Origin of the sequence: Pyrolobus fumarii 1A (genome assembly GCF_000223395.1) — an archaeon.
In the GTDB taxonomy this organism is placed as follows: Archaea; Thermoproteota; Thermoprotei_A; order Sulfolobales; family Pyrodictiaceae; genus Pyrolobus; species Pyrolobus fumarii.
The window spans coordinates 567,062-584,813 of sequence record NC_015931.1 but is presented as its reverse complement, the minus strand read 5'-3'; the positions used below and the strand labels follow the sequence as shown (position 1 = coordinate 584,813).

Here is a 17,752-nt window from a genome sequence, read left to right as displayed (position 1 = left end):
GCCTAACTGCCGCTTGCAGCGCCTGCCACCCGGTCTGGGTGCATAGGTACAGCTGAGAGGCTTAAACGGAGAGGTCGGTGGGGCTGCGATGCCTTGTAAGGGGCTGGCGCGGCGAGAGACACGCGGGGGTACCAGTGTACTTCGTGGTGGTAGTGGGGCCCGCTGGGAGCGGCAAGTCGCACCTCGTAGCAGCGCTGGCAGACTGGATGGAGGCTAACGAGCTGGACGTCACCAGGCTTAACCTCGACCCGGCTGTCGAGTGGCTACCCTACAATCCGGACGTCGACGTCCGCGACTATGTGAACGCGAGGAAGGTGATGGAGGACTACCAGTTGGGCCCCAATGGCGCCCTCATAGCCTCCGTCGACCTCGTCATCAAGTACGTGGATAAGATTAGGGAGGAGGTGGAGGCCACCCGCGCCAACTACGTCATAGTCGACACGCCGGGCCAGATGGAACTCTTCGCCTTCCGCGATACCGGCCCAATGGTCCTCTCGAAGCTCATCGAAGGGTACCGCACAGTCACAGTCTTCCTCATAGACGCGGTTCTCGCGTCAAGACCGTCCAGCCTGGCGTCCGCCGTGCTACTAGCCTACTCGGTACGCTTCCGCCTCAAACTGCCACAGGTGAACATAGTCTCGAAGGCTGATCTGCTCACACGGGATGCGATGGAGGAGATCGAGAGGATGCTTAACGAGCCTGACTACTTCTACGAGAGGCTACTCCAGGACCGCATAGAACCTGAGCAAGCAGAGGCATTCGCGAGGCTCATAGAGTCGCAGGCGCCCAGCGGCGCCAGCATGGAGACGGCAGTGAGGTTCGTCTCGGCGGTCTCCGGTTACGGCCTAGACGACCTCTACGCGATTATACAGCAGGTGCTTGTTGCCGGCGAGGACTTCTTCACAGAGGAGCCCAACCCGAGGCTCTGAAACAGCGGTGGGAGTAGCGGCCCACACGATATTTTAATCGGGCCGTATGGGCCGCCGCCTATCGACCGGCGAAAGATAGTGGAGGTTAACGGGTTCAGGATACGCATGATACTGCCGGTTGTGCTCATCTCCCTGTTGATAAGTGTTGGCTTCGCGGCAGTCAACCTCATCATACCATACTACCTTCTTGCACTCAAAGGCCTCCTAACCGAGCCCCCCGATATACTCGCTCGCGTCGAAACCAGAGAGGTGGCGCTCGAGTTTGGAGCCATGACCTCAGCCTTCATGCTCACGAGGACACTCTTCGCGCTAGTGAGCGGCGGGCTAAGCGACCACTTTGGCCGCAAGAAGCTCATAGTCACTGGCATGGCCATCTACGTGCTCGTTAGTATACTCTATGTCTTCACGGCTAGCGTCGAGGAGCTCATACTGCTACGTGCCTTGCAAGGCGTCGCCTCCGCACTAGTATGGCCCGTCGCCGAGACCCTCCTAGTTGACCTCGTGCCTCCATTCTATCGTGCAAGGGCACTATCCCTCTACGTGATATCAATGCAGGTTGGACACGTAGCCGGCCCACTTGTGGGCGTAGCAGCCTACATGGCCTCGAGGATGCTGATACACGGTGATGTCATCACCCTGCTAAGGGCGCCCTTCGCCATAGTAGCGCTTTTCACCATACCCGGGTTGATACTCGCAACAACCCTCCCGGAGACAATCCAGCGCAGCGAGACCCGTAACAGCCTGGCATCGGCCGCGCTGAGCTTCACAAGCGTGTTTAGGGAGGTTGGGGATAGGGTTAGGAGGAGCCTAGCAGCCATATACACGAACAGCCTCATCAATGGCTTCACAATGGGTATCTTCGTCTCGGTGGCGACGCTCTTCATAATGGATAGGATCACGGCCAACCCCATCCACATAGGCATTACATTCGCGGTTGCAAGTCTAGTGGGGATGACGACGGCCTACCCTATGGCGGGGAGGATTGACAGGCTAGACGCTGCGAGGAAAAAGACGGTGCTAATAGCAGCGGCGTTCACCGCTAGGACAACGTGGCTACTCATAGCCTTCTCGAGCAACATACTAGAGCTGCTCGCCGCGCTTATACTCGCGCAGGTGAGTTTCAACATACTAATGCCGCTGATGCGCACTATACAGGTTGAACTAGTGCCGCAGAATCTACGAGGTAGGGTATTCGGCATGCAACAAGCATTCTTCAACGCGGGTATGATAGTAGGGCCCATGGTGGGCGCCTACCTGTACAGGGCGTGGAAAGACTTGGTGTTGCTCGGGGGCCTGCTGAGCGGCGACCAGCTAGTGTTCATAATGGCGGCGTTGCTCGGGTACGTGGGAGCGGCGGTACTGGCGTTGTACTATGAGCCTGTTAGCTCTCCTTCTGCTCCTCGAGCGCCGTGAGAGCCTGCTTATAGACGTTGAGTATTGACTTTGCTGACTCGACGAGCTTCTTCCTCTCCTCCTCGTTCAGCAGCTCTAGCAGCGGTTTGACGTAGCCCCTCGTCACCATCGTCGGGACGCTTAGTATCACAGGCTCCTCCACCTCTGGGAACTTCATCTCCACGCCAAAGGCTAGCAGGTGATCCTCTGGTATTGCGAAGCCCCTTATGACCTTGATGAAGGCGCCCGCGGGGCCCCACATGGTCGCGCCGGTAGCCGCGATGACCTCTGCGGCGACCCTATGCACCTTCTGCTCGACGGCTTGCTTGTCGAGTAGCTTGCCCTTCCTCTTCACCCACTTGTCAACGTGTATGCCATCAACGTACACGGTGCTCCAGGCCACGAAGCCAGACTCGCCATGCTCGCCTACGAAGAAGCCGGTGACTCTACTCGGCTCCACGCCAAGCTCCCTCGCGAGTATCGAGCGGAACCTGGCGGTGTCTAGCATCGTGCCGAAACCATAGACTTTCTCTACTCTCGCGTACCTCTTGAACACCATGGTCATGGCGTCCACAGGGTTGGTTGCGATGAGGAAGACTGCGTTCGGGTTCCTAGGGGACATGGCCTCAGCGATGGTCTTCATGATCTTCGCGTTCTGCCCGGCTAGGTCACGGCGGCTCATGCCTGGCTTCCTCGGTACACCGGCAGTCACGATCACGATGTCGGCGCCAGCGACCTCGCTAGCATCACTAACAGCCTCTACCTCAACATCGTGCATGCTTGCGATAGCGACGTAGTGCCTAAACTCCTCAGCAATACCCTGCACGAAATCCTCACGAATGTCGACAAGTATGAGCTCCTTGACGTAAGGCTCCTGGAGCACGCGGAAGGCTACAGCCTGGCCAAGCCTGCCGACGCCAACAACAGCAATCTTCAATCTGGCCAAGGTTTACGCCCCACCGCGGATGTATGATACGCGCCCACTGAAAAACAATCCGCAAACTAATAAGCAAAGAGACTCACCGGTTTTACACTGCTTTAATCAATCGCGAAACACAATCGAATAGCAACTGCGCCAAAGATAATTGACAATAGATGGTGTGCGGTGCTGCGATCCGCCTGCAGGTAGCCACGGTTAGCCTGGAAGCTGGCTCCTAGTGCATGGCGCGCCCTTCGCGACATAGCAGGATGCGACGCGGTGCGCGTGTAGCACCGCGCTCTCGAGGTCCAGCCCCCGTGTGAGCGCATCGAGAAGCCCCGCGTTCCACGCGTCTCCCGCGCCGGTGCTAGTAGCAGGGTTATCCACGTAGAACATGTTATCAACGCGTATGTCGCCCGGCTGGCATAGAGCGAACCTCGGCGTGTGCAGGCACACTGTGTAGCCGAGAAACTCGGCTAGCCTCTCCACAGTCTCGGCGGGGCTCCCCGCGCCCAGGTGCAGAGAGAAGTATGCAGCCTCATTCTCGTTCATGGAGAGTATCGTTAGCCTCGAGGCCCTGTAGGATGCGAGTGCCTCTAGGAGCCTCCTTGGGTCGCGGCCTCTCACATCACTAGTATCGAGCACGAGTATCTCAAGCCCATTGAGGAGTCGTGAGAGGCTGCCAGGCTCGCCCCACGCGGCTATATTCACGGCGGCTGCCGCGCTAAACCCCCTCTCGCGTATCAGCGCCTCCAGCCTCTCCACTATCCTCTCGTCGCGGCCTATCGCGGACAAACACCCCTTATCCGAGAACATGAGGTTAACGAGTCTCTCCCTAGCTTCAACCTCGACTATGGACGAGAAGCACTCGCCCCACCCCCCGAGCCTAACAACCTCAACACCCGGCATCATGACGCGCGCTATGCTAGCCAGTTGCTCGGAGCCCACGAGCCCCAGCACAACACGCCTACCCAGCGCCGCCAGCACCCTGGCGGTATTCCCGGCGTTCCCGCCAGGCCGTATAACCCCACGCACGAGTATATTGCCGCCACCGTATGACGCCGTCTCCCTCATAGCCTCGAGCAGCTCCTCAAACCCCGGGAACAACGGGTGCATAACAACATCGACAAAGAAGTCTGGGAGTATTAGTATAGGCTTCTCGCTCGTAGCCCGCTCACCGGGTTATACCCCGCCGCTCGCCGCAAAGGGGGCTTAGCCCCTAACCCGCGAAAGGGAAGCCACGTGGCCCTCTCACCCACACTATTAGCACAGATCCTCGGAGTGCCACAGGAGTCCCTCGACACGAGCGGCTTGAAACTCACACTCGGCGAGGTCTACCGGTACGCCGGGCCAGCAACCCTCACCAGGAACACCAGGAGCCTACCCAAGCTGGAGAGGCTGGAGCCCCGCGACGGCCGATATCACCTAGAGCCAGGAGCCTACCTCGTGAGGTACTCGGAGCCCGTGAAGATACCACCCGGTTTCATCGCACTAGCATACCCCCGCTCAACCCTCCTAAGGATGGGCGCCGTGCTACACACGGCAGTATGGGACCCGGGCTACGAGGGCAGAGGCGTAACCCTCCTAGAGGTGCACAACCCCCACGGCATCACCATAGAGCAGGGCGCGCACATAGCCCAACTGGTCTACATCCCCGTGATAGGCCTCACACGCCTATACCAAGGAGCCTATCAACACGAAGGCATCAACACCAGCCCGAGCGGACAGAAACCAGACAGCATAACCAGAGAAATGCACTAGAAGCAACTGAAACAGCACACTTGCTGTTAAAGGCGACCTTACAATAAAACAAGCTTCACCTCTTTTTAGCAGTTTTTGACTGCATCCATCCAGTTCGGGTTATAGCCATGAAATTGCACGGGCCCATGGGGCTATACCATGGACACGCGTCTCGCCGCATTCTTCATCGCCGGTCTAGTGGTTGGCATGGCGATACTGTGGGCGGCTGCACCCAGTATACCAGGCATAGTGTCGACAACAACGCTCACTAGCACAACAACCCTCTACCAGACACTGATGGTGCCAACAACTGTAACCGAGACGAAGACCATCGAAAAGACAGTGACCAAGACAGAGACGCGTACGGTAACAGTGACGGAGACATCTATGATGGTGGTGGAGAAAACAGTTGTAAAGACATCAAACCGTTACAACCACAGTCACTCACATACCAGATGTGAGCTTCGAACTCCATTACAGGAGCGTAGAGAAAGAAGGATGGCCGAATGAAACCATATACATCATCGAGAGTACCTATGGCATCCGAACCGCAAACGGGACATGGATACTGGAGATGGGCTACAAGAAGCGAGACGAGCAAGGCCGTATAGTAGAGTCAAGCTCAATGGTCATACTTGCGTGGCTTTCGAAAGATCGGAAGACATTGACACTAGTCTGGGAGCCTCGCGTACCCTTCACCGAGAACATGGATGTTAGAGTAAAACTATACGACGAGAATAACGAGCTAGTCGCGCAGGGTATCGGTAAAATATTGCCCGGTGATAGAAGTGACGATATTCCTACAATGGAAAGACTCCAACGCGACACCTGTAAAACTAGTCATTGAGATGTCGCCAGTGAAATAACCTCACGCATCATTTTAGTTCAGTAAGCCTTCCCATCCGAGCCTGTCAGGGATTCTCCTTGCTTCTTCGCGGCCTCTCGGAGCCTCCTATTCGGTGTGATAAACCTCTTGCAAAGCTCTTTATGGTGACGGGTAATCCGGATGCATAGAGATGTTTACAACGCAGTTTGACCTCTACAAGAGCGGCCTAGACGAGGCAACACTACGGCTACTACTCGAGACTCTCGAGGCTCCTGGTGCCGTTGATATCAACAAGATTCGTGATGAAGGGCTGCGCCTGGTTAAGCGTCGGGAGAAGGCTGCGATTGTAGGCTGAGGGGGTGGTGGGTAGTGGTTGTTGAGATGTTTGTAGTCACGATGGTACCTGCCTGTCGGTGTTGTCAGGGCTAAGGGAGGTTGGGTTGATGCGTTGCTGTGAAACAATGTGAGATTGACGCTTATCGGCAGTTATACCCGGCGTGTGGCTAGCGAGTGGAGTTGCAGCGAGATTCTTGATGCTGCTCGGCGTACATGCTCCGGCGCGGGAAGAGGAAGCCGAGCGACGAGCTGGTTCGCTGTGCGCTTAGCCTGATATCAGCCGAGGAGCTCCTAGCACTCGCGAAACACTTAAAAGGAGAAAAGGTTATAAGCCCTGGCGATAAGGAGTCATCACGGCACCTGGGCCCGTCGTCTAGCCTGGTTAGGACGCCGCCCTCACACGGCGGAGGTCCGGGGTTCAAATCCCCGCGGGCCCACCAATCCTAAGCCTCTCGACATCTCACCCTACAAGCTTGGCGTACTGTGTAGTCACTCGGTGTGTCTCACTTATGGACGATGAGCCCGGTTAAGTGGTAGAAGCGGCACTTGATAGCCCACTTATTCGACTCAGACTTTTAAACTTGCTATACCAGGACTGTCTCTTCAGGTTAGCTGGCGTGTTGGGCTACCCACTCGGAATATTGTGCACTTTGCACTTCTGGAACTGCATGGATAATGTTGTGTGGAAGGCAGGAGAGATAGGACCGTAGCGATGGAGAGATACTCTCCAACCGCAGAAAAGTTGTCAATTAGCGCCGGGGTATTGCCTAGTCTTGAAAGTCTCCCCAGCGCAGTCAGCTTTTTCAATTGTATTGAAAGAGGTCTAGGCTTGTTGTTTTCCCGGTGTTAGTTTTTGCTTCAGCTGCTGTAACGCCTTTTCATGGTCTGGTAGCCATAGATTCCTTTGTTGGAGTCTGGGTTTGACCTTCTCCTCTATGAGTTCTATTAGCACCTTTAGCAGCAGTAACGTGTCGGTGGCAGCCTCCTCCCTGCTGGCATGTTTCGATAGTAGTCTTTCCGGGTCCGGCCCCTGGTACTGGTAAGTGTGCAGGTCTAGCGCCTTATCCGTGTAGAATGAGAAGTACTTGTAGCCTACCTTCTCCTCCAATAGCTGCGATAGGGGCTTGAGGCTGCTGGTGGGCACCCAAGGGACACCCTTCGTCTCCAACCACTTCCTCTCCTTCTCGGATAGCAGCTTCTCCAACCTGTCCTTCTCCAACGCCAGTATTGCAGCCGTCAACGCCTTCCAGGCTTGGAATGCCTTGCCAGCAGCGTTACGAGTGTAGCCCATATCGAGAAAGCTCAATGCTAGAAGAGCTTCTAGAAGCGCCTCCAACACACGGCCACTAGCATACCCCCAACGGGTCAGCCTAAGCTTCGGCAACAGCAGATTCAGTACCTCCGCTGTTAAGAATTATATAATCACTGTTAAAGGCCAACCATAAAACCGTTATGCGCACGATTATTGTGTGGTACATTATATACGTTGATGTTGCCATATAATTAGAAAACCTTGATTAGCAATCTAATGTTAAAAACTATGATCGTGTAGACATTATGTGTCTGGGTGTCATGTTACATTTCCTGCTTAACTATAATACACTTATACACTCCTATATGAGATATATTGTCTTAGCTATATGCACGCTCGGATCGAATTAGAATGAGGTAGCCGATAAGAATTAACTTAACAACTCGATTCTGTAGAAAACAAAATATAGCAGATACCGATTTTAATACTCAGGCGGGGACATATATAATGTATACGAATACCTTAGAAAGGCTAGCAAAACTTTGTGTTGAAGGTGCTGATGATGTCGAAAAACTATCGGCGTACTTTACGCTTTTATTTCTTTATCATGAAGAAGGTAGACCAAGTAAAGAAGAAACCTCGTCTTTCCTGTATAATTTAAAAGAAGTTATCCAGGGTCTTGGTTTTAGCGAAAACCAAGCAAAGAGCGCCATTGACCAATTACGTGACATTCTAGAAGCATATTTAAACTTCCTATGTAATCTACCGTGGGAGTCAAATAAAGTCGCTGACAAAGTCAAAGCTTTTATCGAGAATATACTTAGCAGCCGGTGCGTGTATGCTGCAAAGTTACACCTTGACAAGCTAAAAGCTATTATAAATAATGCTAATGACAATACAAGAAGAGCCATAATTGAACTCAGGAATCTCCTGATAAAATATGCAAACAGAATCTACGGTCTTAAACTAGAAGCAACAGAGGAAGCACCTTTGGCACTTGCAGTAGGAGAGTTCAAATTGAAAGAATTGTTCAAAGTTGACTCGGCATTCAATGTCGAGAGACTTTTGCAGTCAATGGGTATAGGTGTAGGGTATGAGTGGTCTTCAAGAAGACATCACTACCGCAAATTCATGTTGTTTCCAGCGTTTTTCTCCCTTGCAACATTAGATGAATGGTCGCAACACGTCAAGATGAGCGAAGAAAGGTCTGACGATGAAGCAGAGTTTTCTCCGTCATCAATTTCGGATGTGACATCAGGGGTTATACGTGCACGTGAAGATTTGGAGCATGTTGTTGCACGGGCTCTAAGGGCTCTTGGGTTCCAGGTCTGGGTTAATGTCCGGAAGGCTGCCAGGAGAGGTGCTGCTATAGAGGTTGATGTGTGGGCTGAGAAGCGCATTAGCGATACAAGGTTCAAGGTCTACGTGTCATGCAAGAACTGGAATAGAGATGTAGATAGGTCTGTTGTCGATGAAGAGTTTGGCAGGGTGTTCAACCTCCAAGAGGTTCCACATCTAAGAATACTTGTTGTCAAGTCCATGTCTAGACCGGCTAAAGAAGTGGCTGAGGCAGACGGATTCTTCGTAATCGAGGTAGGCGAGAAAGCCACGAGGTCAAACGCGGACGAAGTCTACAAACTAATATATAAAAGGTTATCCGATATCTTTACGAGTATAGCGCCGCCGCAACTCTTAGAGATAGCCAAGAGAGTCGGTGAAACAGCAAAGGAACTTAACAAAATAGCAAAAGAGCTAGCAAAACTATCGCAAAGTTACTGAGTTTTTTTTTTTTTTTGTAGTCTGGTGGAGTATGTTTTTGGATTTGATGTACTGATCTTGTATCAAGTTATGCTCCGTGTAGGTCGTCTAGCTGTAATCCTGTTATCACTTCTAGCGTCCTGTGGCTCAGGGTGTCTGTTCCTGCGCCCGACTCTGCGGGTGTCTTGGTGCGTGTGGCGACCGGCCATAGTCCGTACTTCTCTAGGATTGCGCGTAGCGGGTGTTTACCCTCGAGGAGCCAGCCACGGATACACTCTATGGGCGCAGAGGTGACTATCTCAACAACCTCGTCGTTGAGTAGTGGCGCCTCTACCCTCGCTCCTATACACTCTGCCAGCTCTAGCGATGGGTATCTTCCCCGCACTCCTAGCCTTAGAATAGCTTCGCGAAGGCTGCGCGAGTCGAGCAGGCGAAGAAAGCTATACCCGGCGAGAAGCTCATCACCGCCGTCGCCGGTGAGAAGACACTTGCAGTGCTTTTCAAGGCTCCACTCTATAGCAGCTAGGAATACAACATCGTTACGCAACTCGATATAGTCGCGGCGCCGGGTGCACTCTAGTACAAGAGCTGCCCTAGATGCGATGAAGCTGTAGTCTACCATCACATATTCTTGCTCGATGCCGAGCCGCCGGGCTACGAAACTCGCGTAGTAAAGGTCGCGTGGCAGCCCACCCGCATAGTAGACTGTGACTCCACGCAGTTTGGCATATGCAAGGTGTGCAGCAAGGGCAACGAAACTAGTGTCTATCCCGCCGCTCAACGCTATGCAGTCGCAACCTGTGCTCCGGACAAACCTTGTCACAGCGTCAAGCAGGAGTTCGCCGATGGCGTCGCAGGGTAGCTTCAAGGATGTTCTTAACCCCGTGTGCCCACGGGACAGTGGGTAAATAAAGCAGCTCGAGCATCTCTTTGGGCATAGTGCAGCTAGCATAAGCTGTAGTGAGCGTCACGTATAGCCTTCTGCGCCACATGCACGTGTGCACTCGTCAAAGGAGGGCTACATAAAAATGGGTAGCATTAATACTGCAGGTTATATCAACGGTGTTCGAGTCTTGAGAGATGTTAAGGCTTTTAAAATTGCTGGAGTACTCATTCTCTTTCTAGTTTGCCTTGCTGCTATACTGGCGAAACCAGTCCAGGCCAACGGCGAGAATGGTGAGGAGGAGCATGACTATGTTGGTGGTGAGGCTTGGGAGGCGGAGGAGGATGAGTTTGGAGAAGAGTACGCAAAGACCATGGGCAAGATAGCGTTCTACCTAGGCCTCATGTTGAACCTCGGGTTTGTCGCAGTGCGCTGGGCTCGTTTCGTTGTCGATATCCCGCCGGGCATCCAGAGGCTAGCCCTAGAGCTCCACATGGATGGCAACATTGTGCTAACCATACCGGCCCTCTGGCACGCCTACACATTCGCAGAGAAAGCCGGGCCGGTAGAGTACGGCGCGGTCACCCTCATACTCTTGCTGGTGGCCAGCGGCATAGTGATGAGGTACTTCCGGGGCCGCAGGGCTAAGCTAGTAGCGCGTGCCGTGCACACCCAGAGGATCTTGGCGCTCATGTTGCTAGTGCTACTGTTGGTGCACGTGGCGAGCGCAGAAGACTGAGAAGTGGACGCGTGTCAGCATATTAGAATGAGTATGCTAGCATTGCTAAGTTAACGTTACAACTCTAGTGTTGCAGCTCCTTGTTGTGAGCGTGTATTATCAAGCATAACGTGAGTTGGGCAAGAGCATTTTGCAGCTTGCGTAACGTCTCTCCGTTATTCTTCGTTCTAGGTGCGTAGGATTGTGACCTCTAGCTGCCGGGTACCTGCGCTGCTATCTCGTACACGATGCGTGTCACTTCTCCCTTCTCTACCTGGTCTGGCGAGGGTCTCTTGCCCACCTGGCAGTCTTGCAGCGGCTTACTACAGTACATTGCCTCGCTGATATACCCCATGAACTCGCGTGGTGGTAGCACGGCCGCGGCTCTCACCTCGCCCTGCTTGACATCCTGGATGTTCGTGACTATCGTGTACGGGAGGGTACCCTGAGCCTTGGTCACGTAGAGCCTCTCCGCACCCCTTATCTTGGATACCGTGATTATACGGACGCACTCGATGTCAACAGCATACAGCGGGTTGTTATCGTCGCCTAGCGCGAGGCGAGCCGGGAGCGTATAGAGCGTGCGTATAGCGTACCGCGCCTCAGCTATCGGCATCCTCGCGCGCTGGTCTCCACGCAGCCTCTCCACCCACTCGCGCGGCAACACCACATCCACGAGCCTCTTGGCGATCTCCTGTAGGCTCTTGGCATCCGGGCTCCTAGCTAGCATCGTCGCGGGCATGAAGCTAAACCGCATCCTCTTCACTATCCCCCGAGCCTCGCGCAATAGCCGCGCAGCCTCCTCCCAGTCTATGGGAGCCGGTATCCTCCTACCCCTCACGATACCCTCGAGGAGCGAAACGGCGTGCTCAGCCACCAGCAGCCTATAGTCGCTCCTCGTGTCGCTCATCCTGCCGTACCCGCTTTTGGCCTAAAGCGGGTAGAGGGTGATGAGTATTAGCGGCGGGGCCAACACATGACAAGGTGCATTGGTCTCAACGTCATGCTCCTCTATGAGCAACCTTGCCAGTACTCCATCGAGGCAGTCCTCCACCCTTACATGCGCCTCCTCAATACTCTTAACCCATGAGCGTGTAGAGCATTCTCACATCCTCGCCTGGATTATCTACTCAAAATGCTCCGCGAGCCTATGGTGCGTGCGTGTGGACCACCCCTCTTATCCAGAGCTACAAAGGGCGAGCACCTCAACCCGCCTCGTCTCAGCTCTCCCAGAAGCTCTGTCGGGGTGAGCGTAGAAGCGTTAGAGCCTCCGAGGCCTTCCAAGATGCCAGGTAGTTGCGGCCATAGGTTGGCGTATTTTCCAGCGGTGGAGGCTTAAGATGGTAAAGGCTAGCCTGGATTAGGGGCTGGCTTGTGTCTTAACCTGTGGGCCTCGAACCGTGAGATACTATGCGTTCATTCGGAGCTTCACGATACAAGGGTTCAAGTCGATAAAACATCTTAGTTTAACGCTAAATCCTGGTCTAAACATACTCGTGGGTGCAAATGCAGCTGGTAAAAGCAACATTCTTGAGGCATTGTACTTTCTACGGCATGCGCTAGTGGACGAGGCGGACTCTATACCTTACCGCCCACATGCGCCGCTATACTGGTCGGCTCTCGACCTGTTATACCAGCGTGACCCTACCACGCCACTTCGCCTTGGCCTCTCCATTGACGTGTACCGGGTCGAAGGAGGAGCCTGTAGCGTCAACAAGCTCGAGTACATGGTGACTTTCGCGTACGACGAGGCTGGTGACACGCTATATCCGGTCGAGCATCGTATCATGTTAGATGATAGTCTGGTTCTCGAGGTTAGTACTGATAGGGTTAAAACATACACTAGACATGATGTCGCGGAGAGGGCGGGTGTAAAAGGCCGGAGGGAGGATGAATGGATTGTAACCGAGATCGAGTGGAGGGCTCCACGTCCGCTCATACCCTGGAGGATGCCATTACAACAGTATTGTAGTATGCGGGGGAGCTTGTGGCGCTGTGAGCTTCGTTTAATGTGGAGCGAGAAGCGTGTGGTGTTTGTAGTGCCGGAGGAGGGCAGCTCATGCAGACGTCCCATAGGCTACTCTTATACGGCCCCATCTCTCATGATGCTATTCTCGCACATCGTTAGGATATTGAGTGGCATAGTTATGCTCAAACACCCTGATATCGCAGCAATAGGCGAGCCGAGACCCTTCACTGGTGCAAAGAGGCTCGATGTGAGGGCGCGTAACCTCGCGGAGGTACTCCTCACTTTGATTGCGGAAAGGGGTGCACTCCCTGAGAGAATAGCGGATGCGCTACGTGAACTATTCCCGGGTTGTAGCGTGAAAGTGGAAACGGGGTTTGGGAGAGTCGCGCTGGTAGCCACCGAGAATGGGCTTAGGCTACCGCCCCCCAACATGCCGGATGGTCTCGTAAAACTGCTTGCGATACTTGCCGCTATAGAGCTTAACCCGACGCTGCTACTCATTGACGAGATAGAAAATAGCCTCCATGCAAAGATGCTAGAGTACCTCGTTGACGAGCTTGACTCGCTACAAATACCGGTTATAGTCGCGACGCACTCTCCGATACCAGTAGACCTCGTCGACCCGGAGGATGTCATTGTAGTGAAGAGGGAGGCGCAGGGCACGACAGCCTCGAGGCTACCAGACCCGCAGAAGCTGCGTGAGACTCTCGCACGTGAAGGTATACTCCTTAGCGACTATGTGATATACCACGAGACCGGGGGTTAAGACCTTGAAGCGCCTAATACTAGTCGAGGACACTTATGGTGTAACATTTCATCGCACGCTTATAAACAAGCTGATAGAACTATGCGAGAGCAGAAAGCTCAAGATCGAATCGTTATGTGAGAACATCAGGACTCACAAGCCACGTATTCGACGCCTACCTGCAAAGAAGTGCAATCCCGCCATGGCGAACCACGCTAGAGCCATTGTTGCCGGTAGTCCATGGAGAATTCTGGTGGTTATCGATTCAGAGGGAAAGCCAGACGCTCCCGACTACTTTGTAAGGAGGCACTTTAGAAGAGATGAGCTTGATTACATCCGTGTTGTGACAGTCGAACCCATGCACGAAGCGTGGCTCTGCATAGGCCTTGGAGGTGACAGGCGCATCTGCAGAAGAGACCCGGTACAAGCTATACAGAGACTCCTCAACTCATATTACGAGAAGCGAATGCTAGCCAAGCTAGCCCCTCGTATCGACGTCAAGATTCTCATAGGGGAACGCGATTTTGACAAGTATCTAGACTGTTTAAGGTGGTTAACATCACCTTAGCCTTTAGGTGCCTCATAGTGTTTGGCGGAGAGTATGTGAGAGTGCAAACCTTGCTTCGATACTCTTTACGAAATTGGCTTCAAAGTTAACACTCACTCTGTTATAGCCTCGGTAGTATCGTGTTAGGAGGAAAGCCTAGTAGAAGACTTCGCAGCCATAGTGTTCCCTTAGCAGGCGGGTTGCATGGGTTAGCATTGCATATAGCATTTCCGAGTATCGGGTTGCCAGTGTCTGTGCTTGCTCTATGTACCTCTTGCAGGCGTCTAGAGTATAGTGGTTGAAGACGTCAAGTGCAGTGCTAAGAGCACAGCGAGGGTTTGTGCTTTCTACGCATGCTCTGATTGCGTAACGTCCCATCTCGGCAGCTCTTCTCTTAGTGATCCTCAGTACGGTCTCGTTGAAGATTTCAGTGTTGAACTTGAAACAGATGTAGAGCATGTCAAAGTATAGTGAGGTTAGGAGGGCCCTCCTATGCAGTCTGAAGAACAGGTTGGAGATGAGATACTTGCAGTCCGGTTTACCCCTTTCGAACTCACTTGCATCTTCAGTCTCCGTTAAATTCTTCCAGCGTATCTCAGCACCAAGCACCTCGGCGATAGCTCGAGCAAAGCCTTTAGCGAGGTTATTAATCCATTTGTTGTAAGTCATTGATAAGTTCCGTAGAACTCTCTCGATGTAGACTTTATCGTCAAGCTGTGCATAGTCCATACGCTCCTTCACAACATTCGAAACCCAAGGTTTCATCGCGCTCCTAACAGCATCCAGGTGGGCAAAGACAAGGTCAATAATCCTCTCTACGTGGCCACTCTCAACAAGCTTGCCCAGAGCCAGGAGTTCTGCGCGGACACGCTCGCGGATAATCCCGAGGTCTACACTAACACCCTGCTGTGACAGCAGGTTGCTTGATACTTCAAGATCTGCTAGAACGTCTATGACGTGGTGGAGCACAAATGCATCACGATACGCCGGATTACGCTCGATCTTTGACGCTATACTCTTAAGGTGAGACAACTGCTTCTCCTCAACAAGCCTCCGGTGTATACTCCAACCGCCTAATCTCACTCTAGGAAGCCGCCTACCTATATCGTGCAACGGGCCAGCATCAACATCTACATTGACCTCTCTAGCCGTTAAGGGATCCAAGCCAAGCATTTTAGCGATTTTGACATGCATGTCCCAACTAGGCATTATTTATTTGTCCCAGTCACTAGCATAGCTTCTACCAGTTATATATACGCATGTTCTGTCTGTATCGTTATTAGCTGAGGTCAACTCATGGTCTTCGAACCCATGCTGCCTATTACCTGAGGAAGTGAAATTATACATTCACTACTCCCATTGAAAATCATCTATATGTACTCCTTGTCTACACATCCTTGAGAATCTCCCTGAAATTCCCATAGTGAGCCTTGGGGTTGATTCTTCTCGTTGCACTCTTAGCCACTATTATCACGCTTAGAGACTCCTCTCCCGGCCTCTCAGCCTTGAGCTTTTTCAGCTCCTTTCTAGCCCTCCTGTCAACATCCTCAGGTTCGACAAACTCCGACGCCTCAACACGCCACTCCTAAGCCTAGTATGGAAACGAAGTTTAACCCAGCCTCACTGCCAAGAGTACGTGGAGATATAGTTTAGCGGAGAACCATGCCGTATGCGATAGGTGTTTATCTAAAACACCTATACGTATCACTGATTATTGAGCCGTGTTGAGGCCCTAGAATAGTCTCGTGATGCCGGGGATGCGGTCGAAGTCGGTATCGTTCGAGTAGATCTCTCTTATGCCGAGTCTCACCATCTGCGAGGCTATCACCAGGTCGTCCCAGAGCTTCTGGAAGGACAGGTTGTTCTCGCGTGCTAGTCGCAACGCATAGGTAAAGTCGTCGAGCCTCGTCTCTACAACGGTTATCGGAGAGTCGCCGAGATACTCAAGGAACTTCTCCATGGCTTCTCTTCTCCCCCTCCTCTCGAGGTGAGCGAGCACCTGCGAGACGACCAGAGTGGACGTGTAGGCCTCGTAGACGCCGTCCTCCGCGTCCTCGAGAATCGCTAGCGCCCTTTGGGCGAACCTAGAGTCACCCGAAAGCACATAGACGAACACGTTAGAGTCTATGAAGCGTCTCGGCACACTCAACTAGTATCACCGAGAGCACTCTCAACCTCCTCTATATCCACGTCTTCAGGTCCAGCTATGCCCAGCAAGTCTCGTGCCCTAATCCTCCGCACAGGGACTAGCACCACACGTCCCTCTTCGATCCTAACCTCGAGCTTGGAGCCGGGCCTCAACCCGAGCCTCTTGCGCAGCCAAGCGGGGAGCGTGACACGCCCCCGCTCATCAACCACGATTACATCCCCGTGTCTCATACCCACACGCCCATGTGGGAGAGCAGAGGTGGGCAGGATAATAATATAGTCAAGAGCGGCCAGCGGCGATGATAATGGGCGTGGATGCAAGGCGTCCACGGGGTATGGCGAGGAGCGCGTGTTGAGGTATGTTGTCTGGGAGGCGGGGATCCCCCCGGCTACGGCTATAGGTTGCGTTGCTGTGCCCCTTGTGATCCCGGTTTTGCTGAGGGGCTCCCGGCAGTAGTGAACCTCAAAGAGTGTTCAGCCCGGGTATGCTAGTCTAGCTCTTGGTTGGGTGACTGTGTCTGGGGAGACGCCCAGGGACCTAGAGAAGCTGTTCGAGGAGTTTTGTATCAACGAGCTAATGGACCACATGATATACAAGGCTCTTGCGCGTATAGAGCCTGACCCGAAGAGGAAGAAGCTCCTGGAGCGTCTTGCGGAGCAGGAGTACCAGCATTACCTCTTCTGGCGTAGCCTGCTAGGCCGTGACTGCAAGGCGCCCCGGCCTAGGGTCTCGCTGGTAGCGGTAGCCTACCGTCTACTCGGGCCCGCCTTTACGCTCCGTCTCCTAGAGAGGGGTGAGGGCTCGGCGGTCGAGAGGTATAGGAGCGTGGCCGAGAGGCTGCCCGACGAGCTTAGACCAAAACTAGAGGCTATAGTCAGGGATGAGGAGGAGCACGAGAGGCTACTGCTGCAAGAGTTTGAGGATGTGAGGGTCAAGTACCTGGGGTATGTGGCCCTCGGCCTCGCCGATGCAATCATCGAGATAACTGGTGTGCACGCGGGGTTCCTCGGGGTGACAGCCAGTACAATCATGGCTGGTATAGCGGGGCTTGTCGTGGGCTTCTCGGCAGCCATATCCATGGCGAGTGCGGCATACCTCCAGGCTAAGCACGGCGAGGAGGAGAGCCCGACAGTTAGTGCAGCCATAACCGGCCTGAGCTACATACTCTCGGTCATTCTACTAGCACTGCCATACTTCCTCATACACGATATGCTAATCGGTTTCCTGGCGAGCGTCGCCATAGGACTTGCTCTCACCGGCAGCCTCGCGTACTACAGCGCAGTCGTGCAGGAGAAGCCCTTCACACGAGAATTCGCGGAGAACGCGGGACTCCTACTAGGAACAGCAATAGCGAGCTACATCTTCGGGCAGGCGCTCAGGGAGGTGTTCGGAGTATCGGCTCTGATAGAGTAGCCGGAGCACCTCGGCACGCATTTTTAACCTAGTTTGGCTCGCTGCAGCAACCCGAATACATCCATACCATCATGGAAGAGAGTCTGCCAGACATGTGGAGAGAACGGCAAAGGATAACCTGGCATATTCCCGGGTCAGCCAGTGTAAGAGAGTTGGTTGCATAGGCACTGTTCATA

Annotated in this window: 19 protein-coding genes and 1 tRNA gene; 12 read left to right on the top strand and 8 right to left on the bottom strand. The window is 53.5% G+C overall.

Annotation, left to right across the window (positions count from 1 at the left end):
- Nucleotides 1-134 precede the first annotated feature (134 nt).
- Nucleotides 135-929 carry an ATP/GTP-binding protein gene (locus tag PYRFU_RS03120; RefSeq protein ID WP_014026184.1) on the top strand — a complete coding sequence of 265 codons (795 nt, stop codon included), beginning with the start codon at nt 135-137 and terminating at the stop codon, nt 927-929.
- A 78-nt stretch (nt 930-1,007) separates the two neighbouring features.
- On the top strand, nt 1,008-2,342 hold the full coding sequence (locus tag PYRFU_RS03115; protein ID WP_014026183.1) for an MFS transporter: 1,335 nt from the start codon (nt 1,008-1,010) through the stop codon (nt 2,340-2,342).
- On the opposite strand, the gene PYRFU_RS03110 is transcribed toward PYRFU_RS03115, so the two are convergent.
- The gene (locus PYRFU_RS03110; protein WP_014026182.1) at nt 2,311-3,267 is read right to left on the bottom strand and encodes a malate dehydrogenase; all 957 of its coding nucleotides are present in this window, start codon (nt 3,265-3,267) and stop codon (nt 2,311-2,313) included. The genes PYRFU_RS03115 and PYRFU_RS03110 overlap by 32 nt on opposite strands.
- Before the next feature lie 189 nt (nt 3,268-3,456).
- Nucleotides 3,457-4,356 carry a PfkB family carbohydrate kinase gene (locus tag PYRFU_RS03105; protein ID WP_083818480.1) on the bottom strand — a complete coding sequence of 300 codons (900 nt, stop codon included), beginning with the start codon at nt 4,354-4,356 and terminating at the stop codon, nt 3,457-3,459.
- Between the two features lie 126 nt (nt 4,357-4,482).
- Between PYRFU_RS03105 and PYRFU_RS03100 the strand changes: the two genes are divergently transcribed.
- The 5 genes from PYRFU_RS03100 (at nt 4,483) to PYRFU_RS03085 (ending at nt 6,582) form a co-directional block, all read left to right on the top strand.
- Nucleotides 4,483-5,001 carry a deoxyuridine 5'-triphosphate nucleotidohydrolase gene (locus tag PYRFU_RS03100; RefSeq protein WP_014026180.1) on the top strand — a complete coding sequence of 173 codons (519 nt, stop codon included), beginning with the start codon at nt 4,483-4,485 and terminating at the stop codon, nt 4,999-5,001.
- Nucleotides 5,002-5,139: 138 nt separating this feature from the next.
- Nucleotides 5,140-5,490 carry a hypothetical protein gene (locus PYRFU_RS03095; protein WP_014026179.1) on the top strand — a complete coding sequence of 117 codons (351 nt, stop codon included), beginning with the start codon at nt 5,140-5,142 and terminating at the stop codon, nt 5,488-5,490.
- Between the two features lie 64 nt (nt 5,491-5,554).
- Nucleotides 5,555-5,827, top strand: coding sequence for a hypothetical protein (locus PYRFU_RS03090; RefSeq protein WP_048191489.1), 273 nt, complete (start codon nt 5,555-5,557; stop codon nt 5,825-5,827).
- A gap of 169 nt (nt 5,828-5,996) precedes the next feature.
- Entirely contained in the window at nt 5,997-6,161 is a 165-nt protein-coding gene (locus PYRFU_RS10415; RefSeq protein ID WP_014026177.1) for a hypothetical protein, read from the top strand.
- Nucleotides 6,162-6,504: 343 nt separating this feature from the next.
- Nucleotides 6,505-6,582: transfer RNA gene (locus PYRFU_RS03085), tRNA-Val, on the top strand.
- 383 nt (nt 6,583-6,965) lie between these two features.
- On the opposite strand, the gene PYRFU_RS03080 is transcribed toward PYRFU_RS03085, so the two are convergent.
- Nucleotides 6,966-7,526 (bottom strand): PaREP1 family protein, encoded by a 561-nt coding sequence (locus PYRFU_RS03080; protein WP_014026176.1) that lies wholly within the window; start codon nt 7,524-7,526, stop codon nt 6,966-6,968.
- A gap of 375 nt (nt 7,527-7,901) precedes the next feature.
- Between PYRFU_RS03080 and PYRFU_RS03075 the strand changes: the two genes are divergently transcribed.
- Entirely contained in the window at nt 7,902-9,173 is a 1,272-nt protein-coding gene (locus tag PYRFU_RS03075; protein WP_014026175.1) for a restriction endonuclease, read from the top strand.
- Nucleotides 9,174-9,240: 67 nt separating this feature from the next.
- On the opposite strand, the gene PYRFU_RS03070 is transcribed toward PYRFU_RS03075, so the two are convergent.
- Nucleotides 9,241-10,020 carry an asparagine synthase C-terminal domain-containing protein gene (locus PYRFU_RS03070; RefSeq protein WP_014026174.1) on the bottom strand — a complete coding sequence of 260 codons (780 nt, stop codon included), beginning with the start codon at nt 10,018-10,020 and terminating at the stop codon, nt 9,241-9,243.
- Between the two features lie 205 nt (nt 10,021-10,225).
- Between PYRFU_RS03070 and PYRFU_RS03065 the strand changes: the two genes are divergently transcribed.
- Complete coding sequence (locus PYRFU_RS03065) at nt 10,226-10,774, top strand: hypothetical protein (protein ID WP_048191484.1); 549 nt, start codon at nt 10,226-10,228, stop codon at nt 10,772-10,774.
- 190 nt (nt 10,775-10,964) lie between these two features.
- Here the strand turns inward: PYRFU_RS03065 and PYRFU_RS03060 are convergent, their stop codons facing one another.
- Nucleotides 10,965-11,663, bottom strand: coding sequence for an RNA-binding protein (locus tag PYRFU_RS03060; protein ID WP_014026172.1), 699 nt, complete (start codon nt 11,661-11,663; stop codon nt 10,965-10,967).
- Between the two features lie 490 nt (nt 11,664-12,153).
- On the opposite strand from PYRFU_RS03060, the gene PYRFU_RS09845 reads away from it, so the two are divergent.
- The gene (locus PYRFU_RS09845; protein ID WP_014026170.1) at nt 12,154-13,488 is read left to right on the top strand and encodes an AAA family ATPase; all 1,335 of its coding nucleotides are present in this window, start codon (nt 12,154-12,156) and stop codon (nt 13,486-13,488) included.
- Between the two features lie 4 nt (nt 13,489-13,492).
- Nucleotides 13,493-14,035, top strand: a complete 543-nt coding sequence (locus tag PYRFU_RS03050) for a hypothetical protein (protein WP_014026169.1) — start codon at nt 13,493-13,495, stop codon at nt 14,033-14,035.
- Nucleotides 14,036-14,170: 135 nt separating this feature from the next.
- Here the strand turns inward: PYRFU_RS03050 and PYRFU_RS03045 are convergent, their stop codons facing one another.
- The 3 genes from PYRFU_RS03045 to PYRFU_RS03035 all read right to left on the bottom strand — a co-directional run bounded on the left by PYRFU_RS03045 (nt 14,171) and on the right by PYRFU_RS03035 (nt 16,393).
- Nucleotides 14,171-15,223 (bottom strand): hypothetical protein, encoded by a 1,053-nt coding sequence (locus PYRFU_RS03045; protein WP_014026168.1) that lies wholly within the window; start codon nt 15,221-15,223, stop codon nt 14,171-14,173.
- A gap of 523 nt (nt 15,224-15,746) precedes the next feature.
- Nucleotides 15,747-16,157, bottom strand: a complete 411-nt coding sequence (locus PYRFU_RS03040; protein WP_244403891.1) for a type II toxin-antitoxin system VapC family toxin — start codon at nt 16,155-16,157, stop codon at nt 15,747-15,749.
- 2 nt (nt 16,158-16,159) lie between these two features.
- Nucleotides 16,160-16,393 carry an AbrB/MazE/SpoVT family DNA-binding domain-containing protein gene (locus tag PYRFU_RS03035; RefSeq protein WP_014026166.1) on the bottom strand — a complete coding sequence of 78 codons (234 nt, stop codon included), beginning with the start codon at nt 16,391-16,393 and terminating at the stop codon, nt 16,160-16,162.
- 283 nt (nt 16,394-16,676) lie between these two features.
- Between PYRFU_RS03035 and PYRFU_RS03030 the strand changes: the two genes are divergently transcribed.
- Nucleotides 16,677-17,576: a VIT1/CCC1 transporter family protein gene (locus PYRFU_RS03030; RefSeq protein ID WP_244403868.1), complete on the top strand. Its 900-nt coding sequence runs from the start codon at nt 16,677-16,679 to the stop codon at nt 17,574-17,576.
- Nucleotides 17,577-17,752 lie beyond the last annotated feature (176 nt).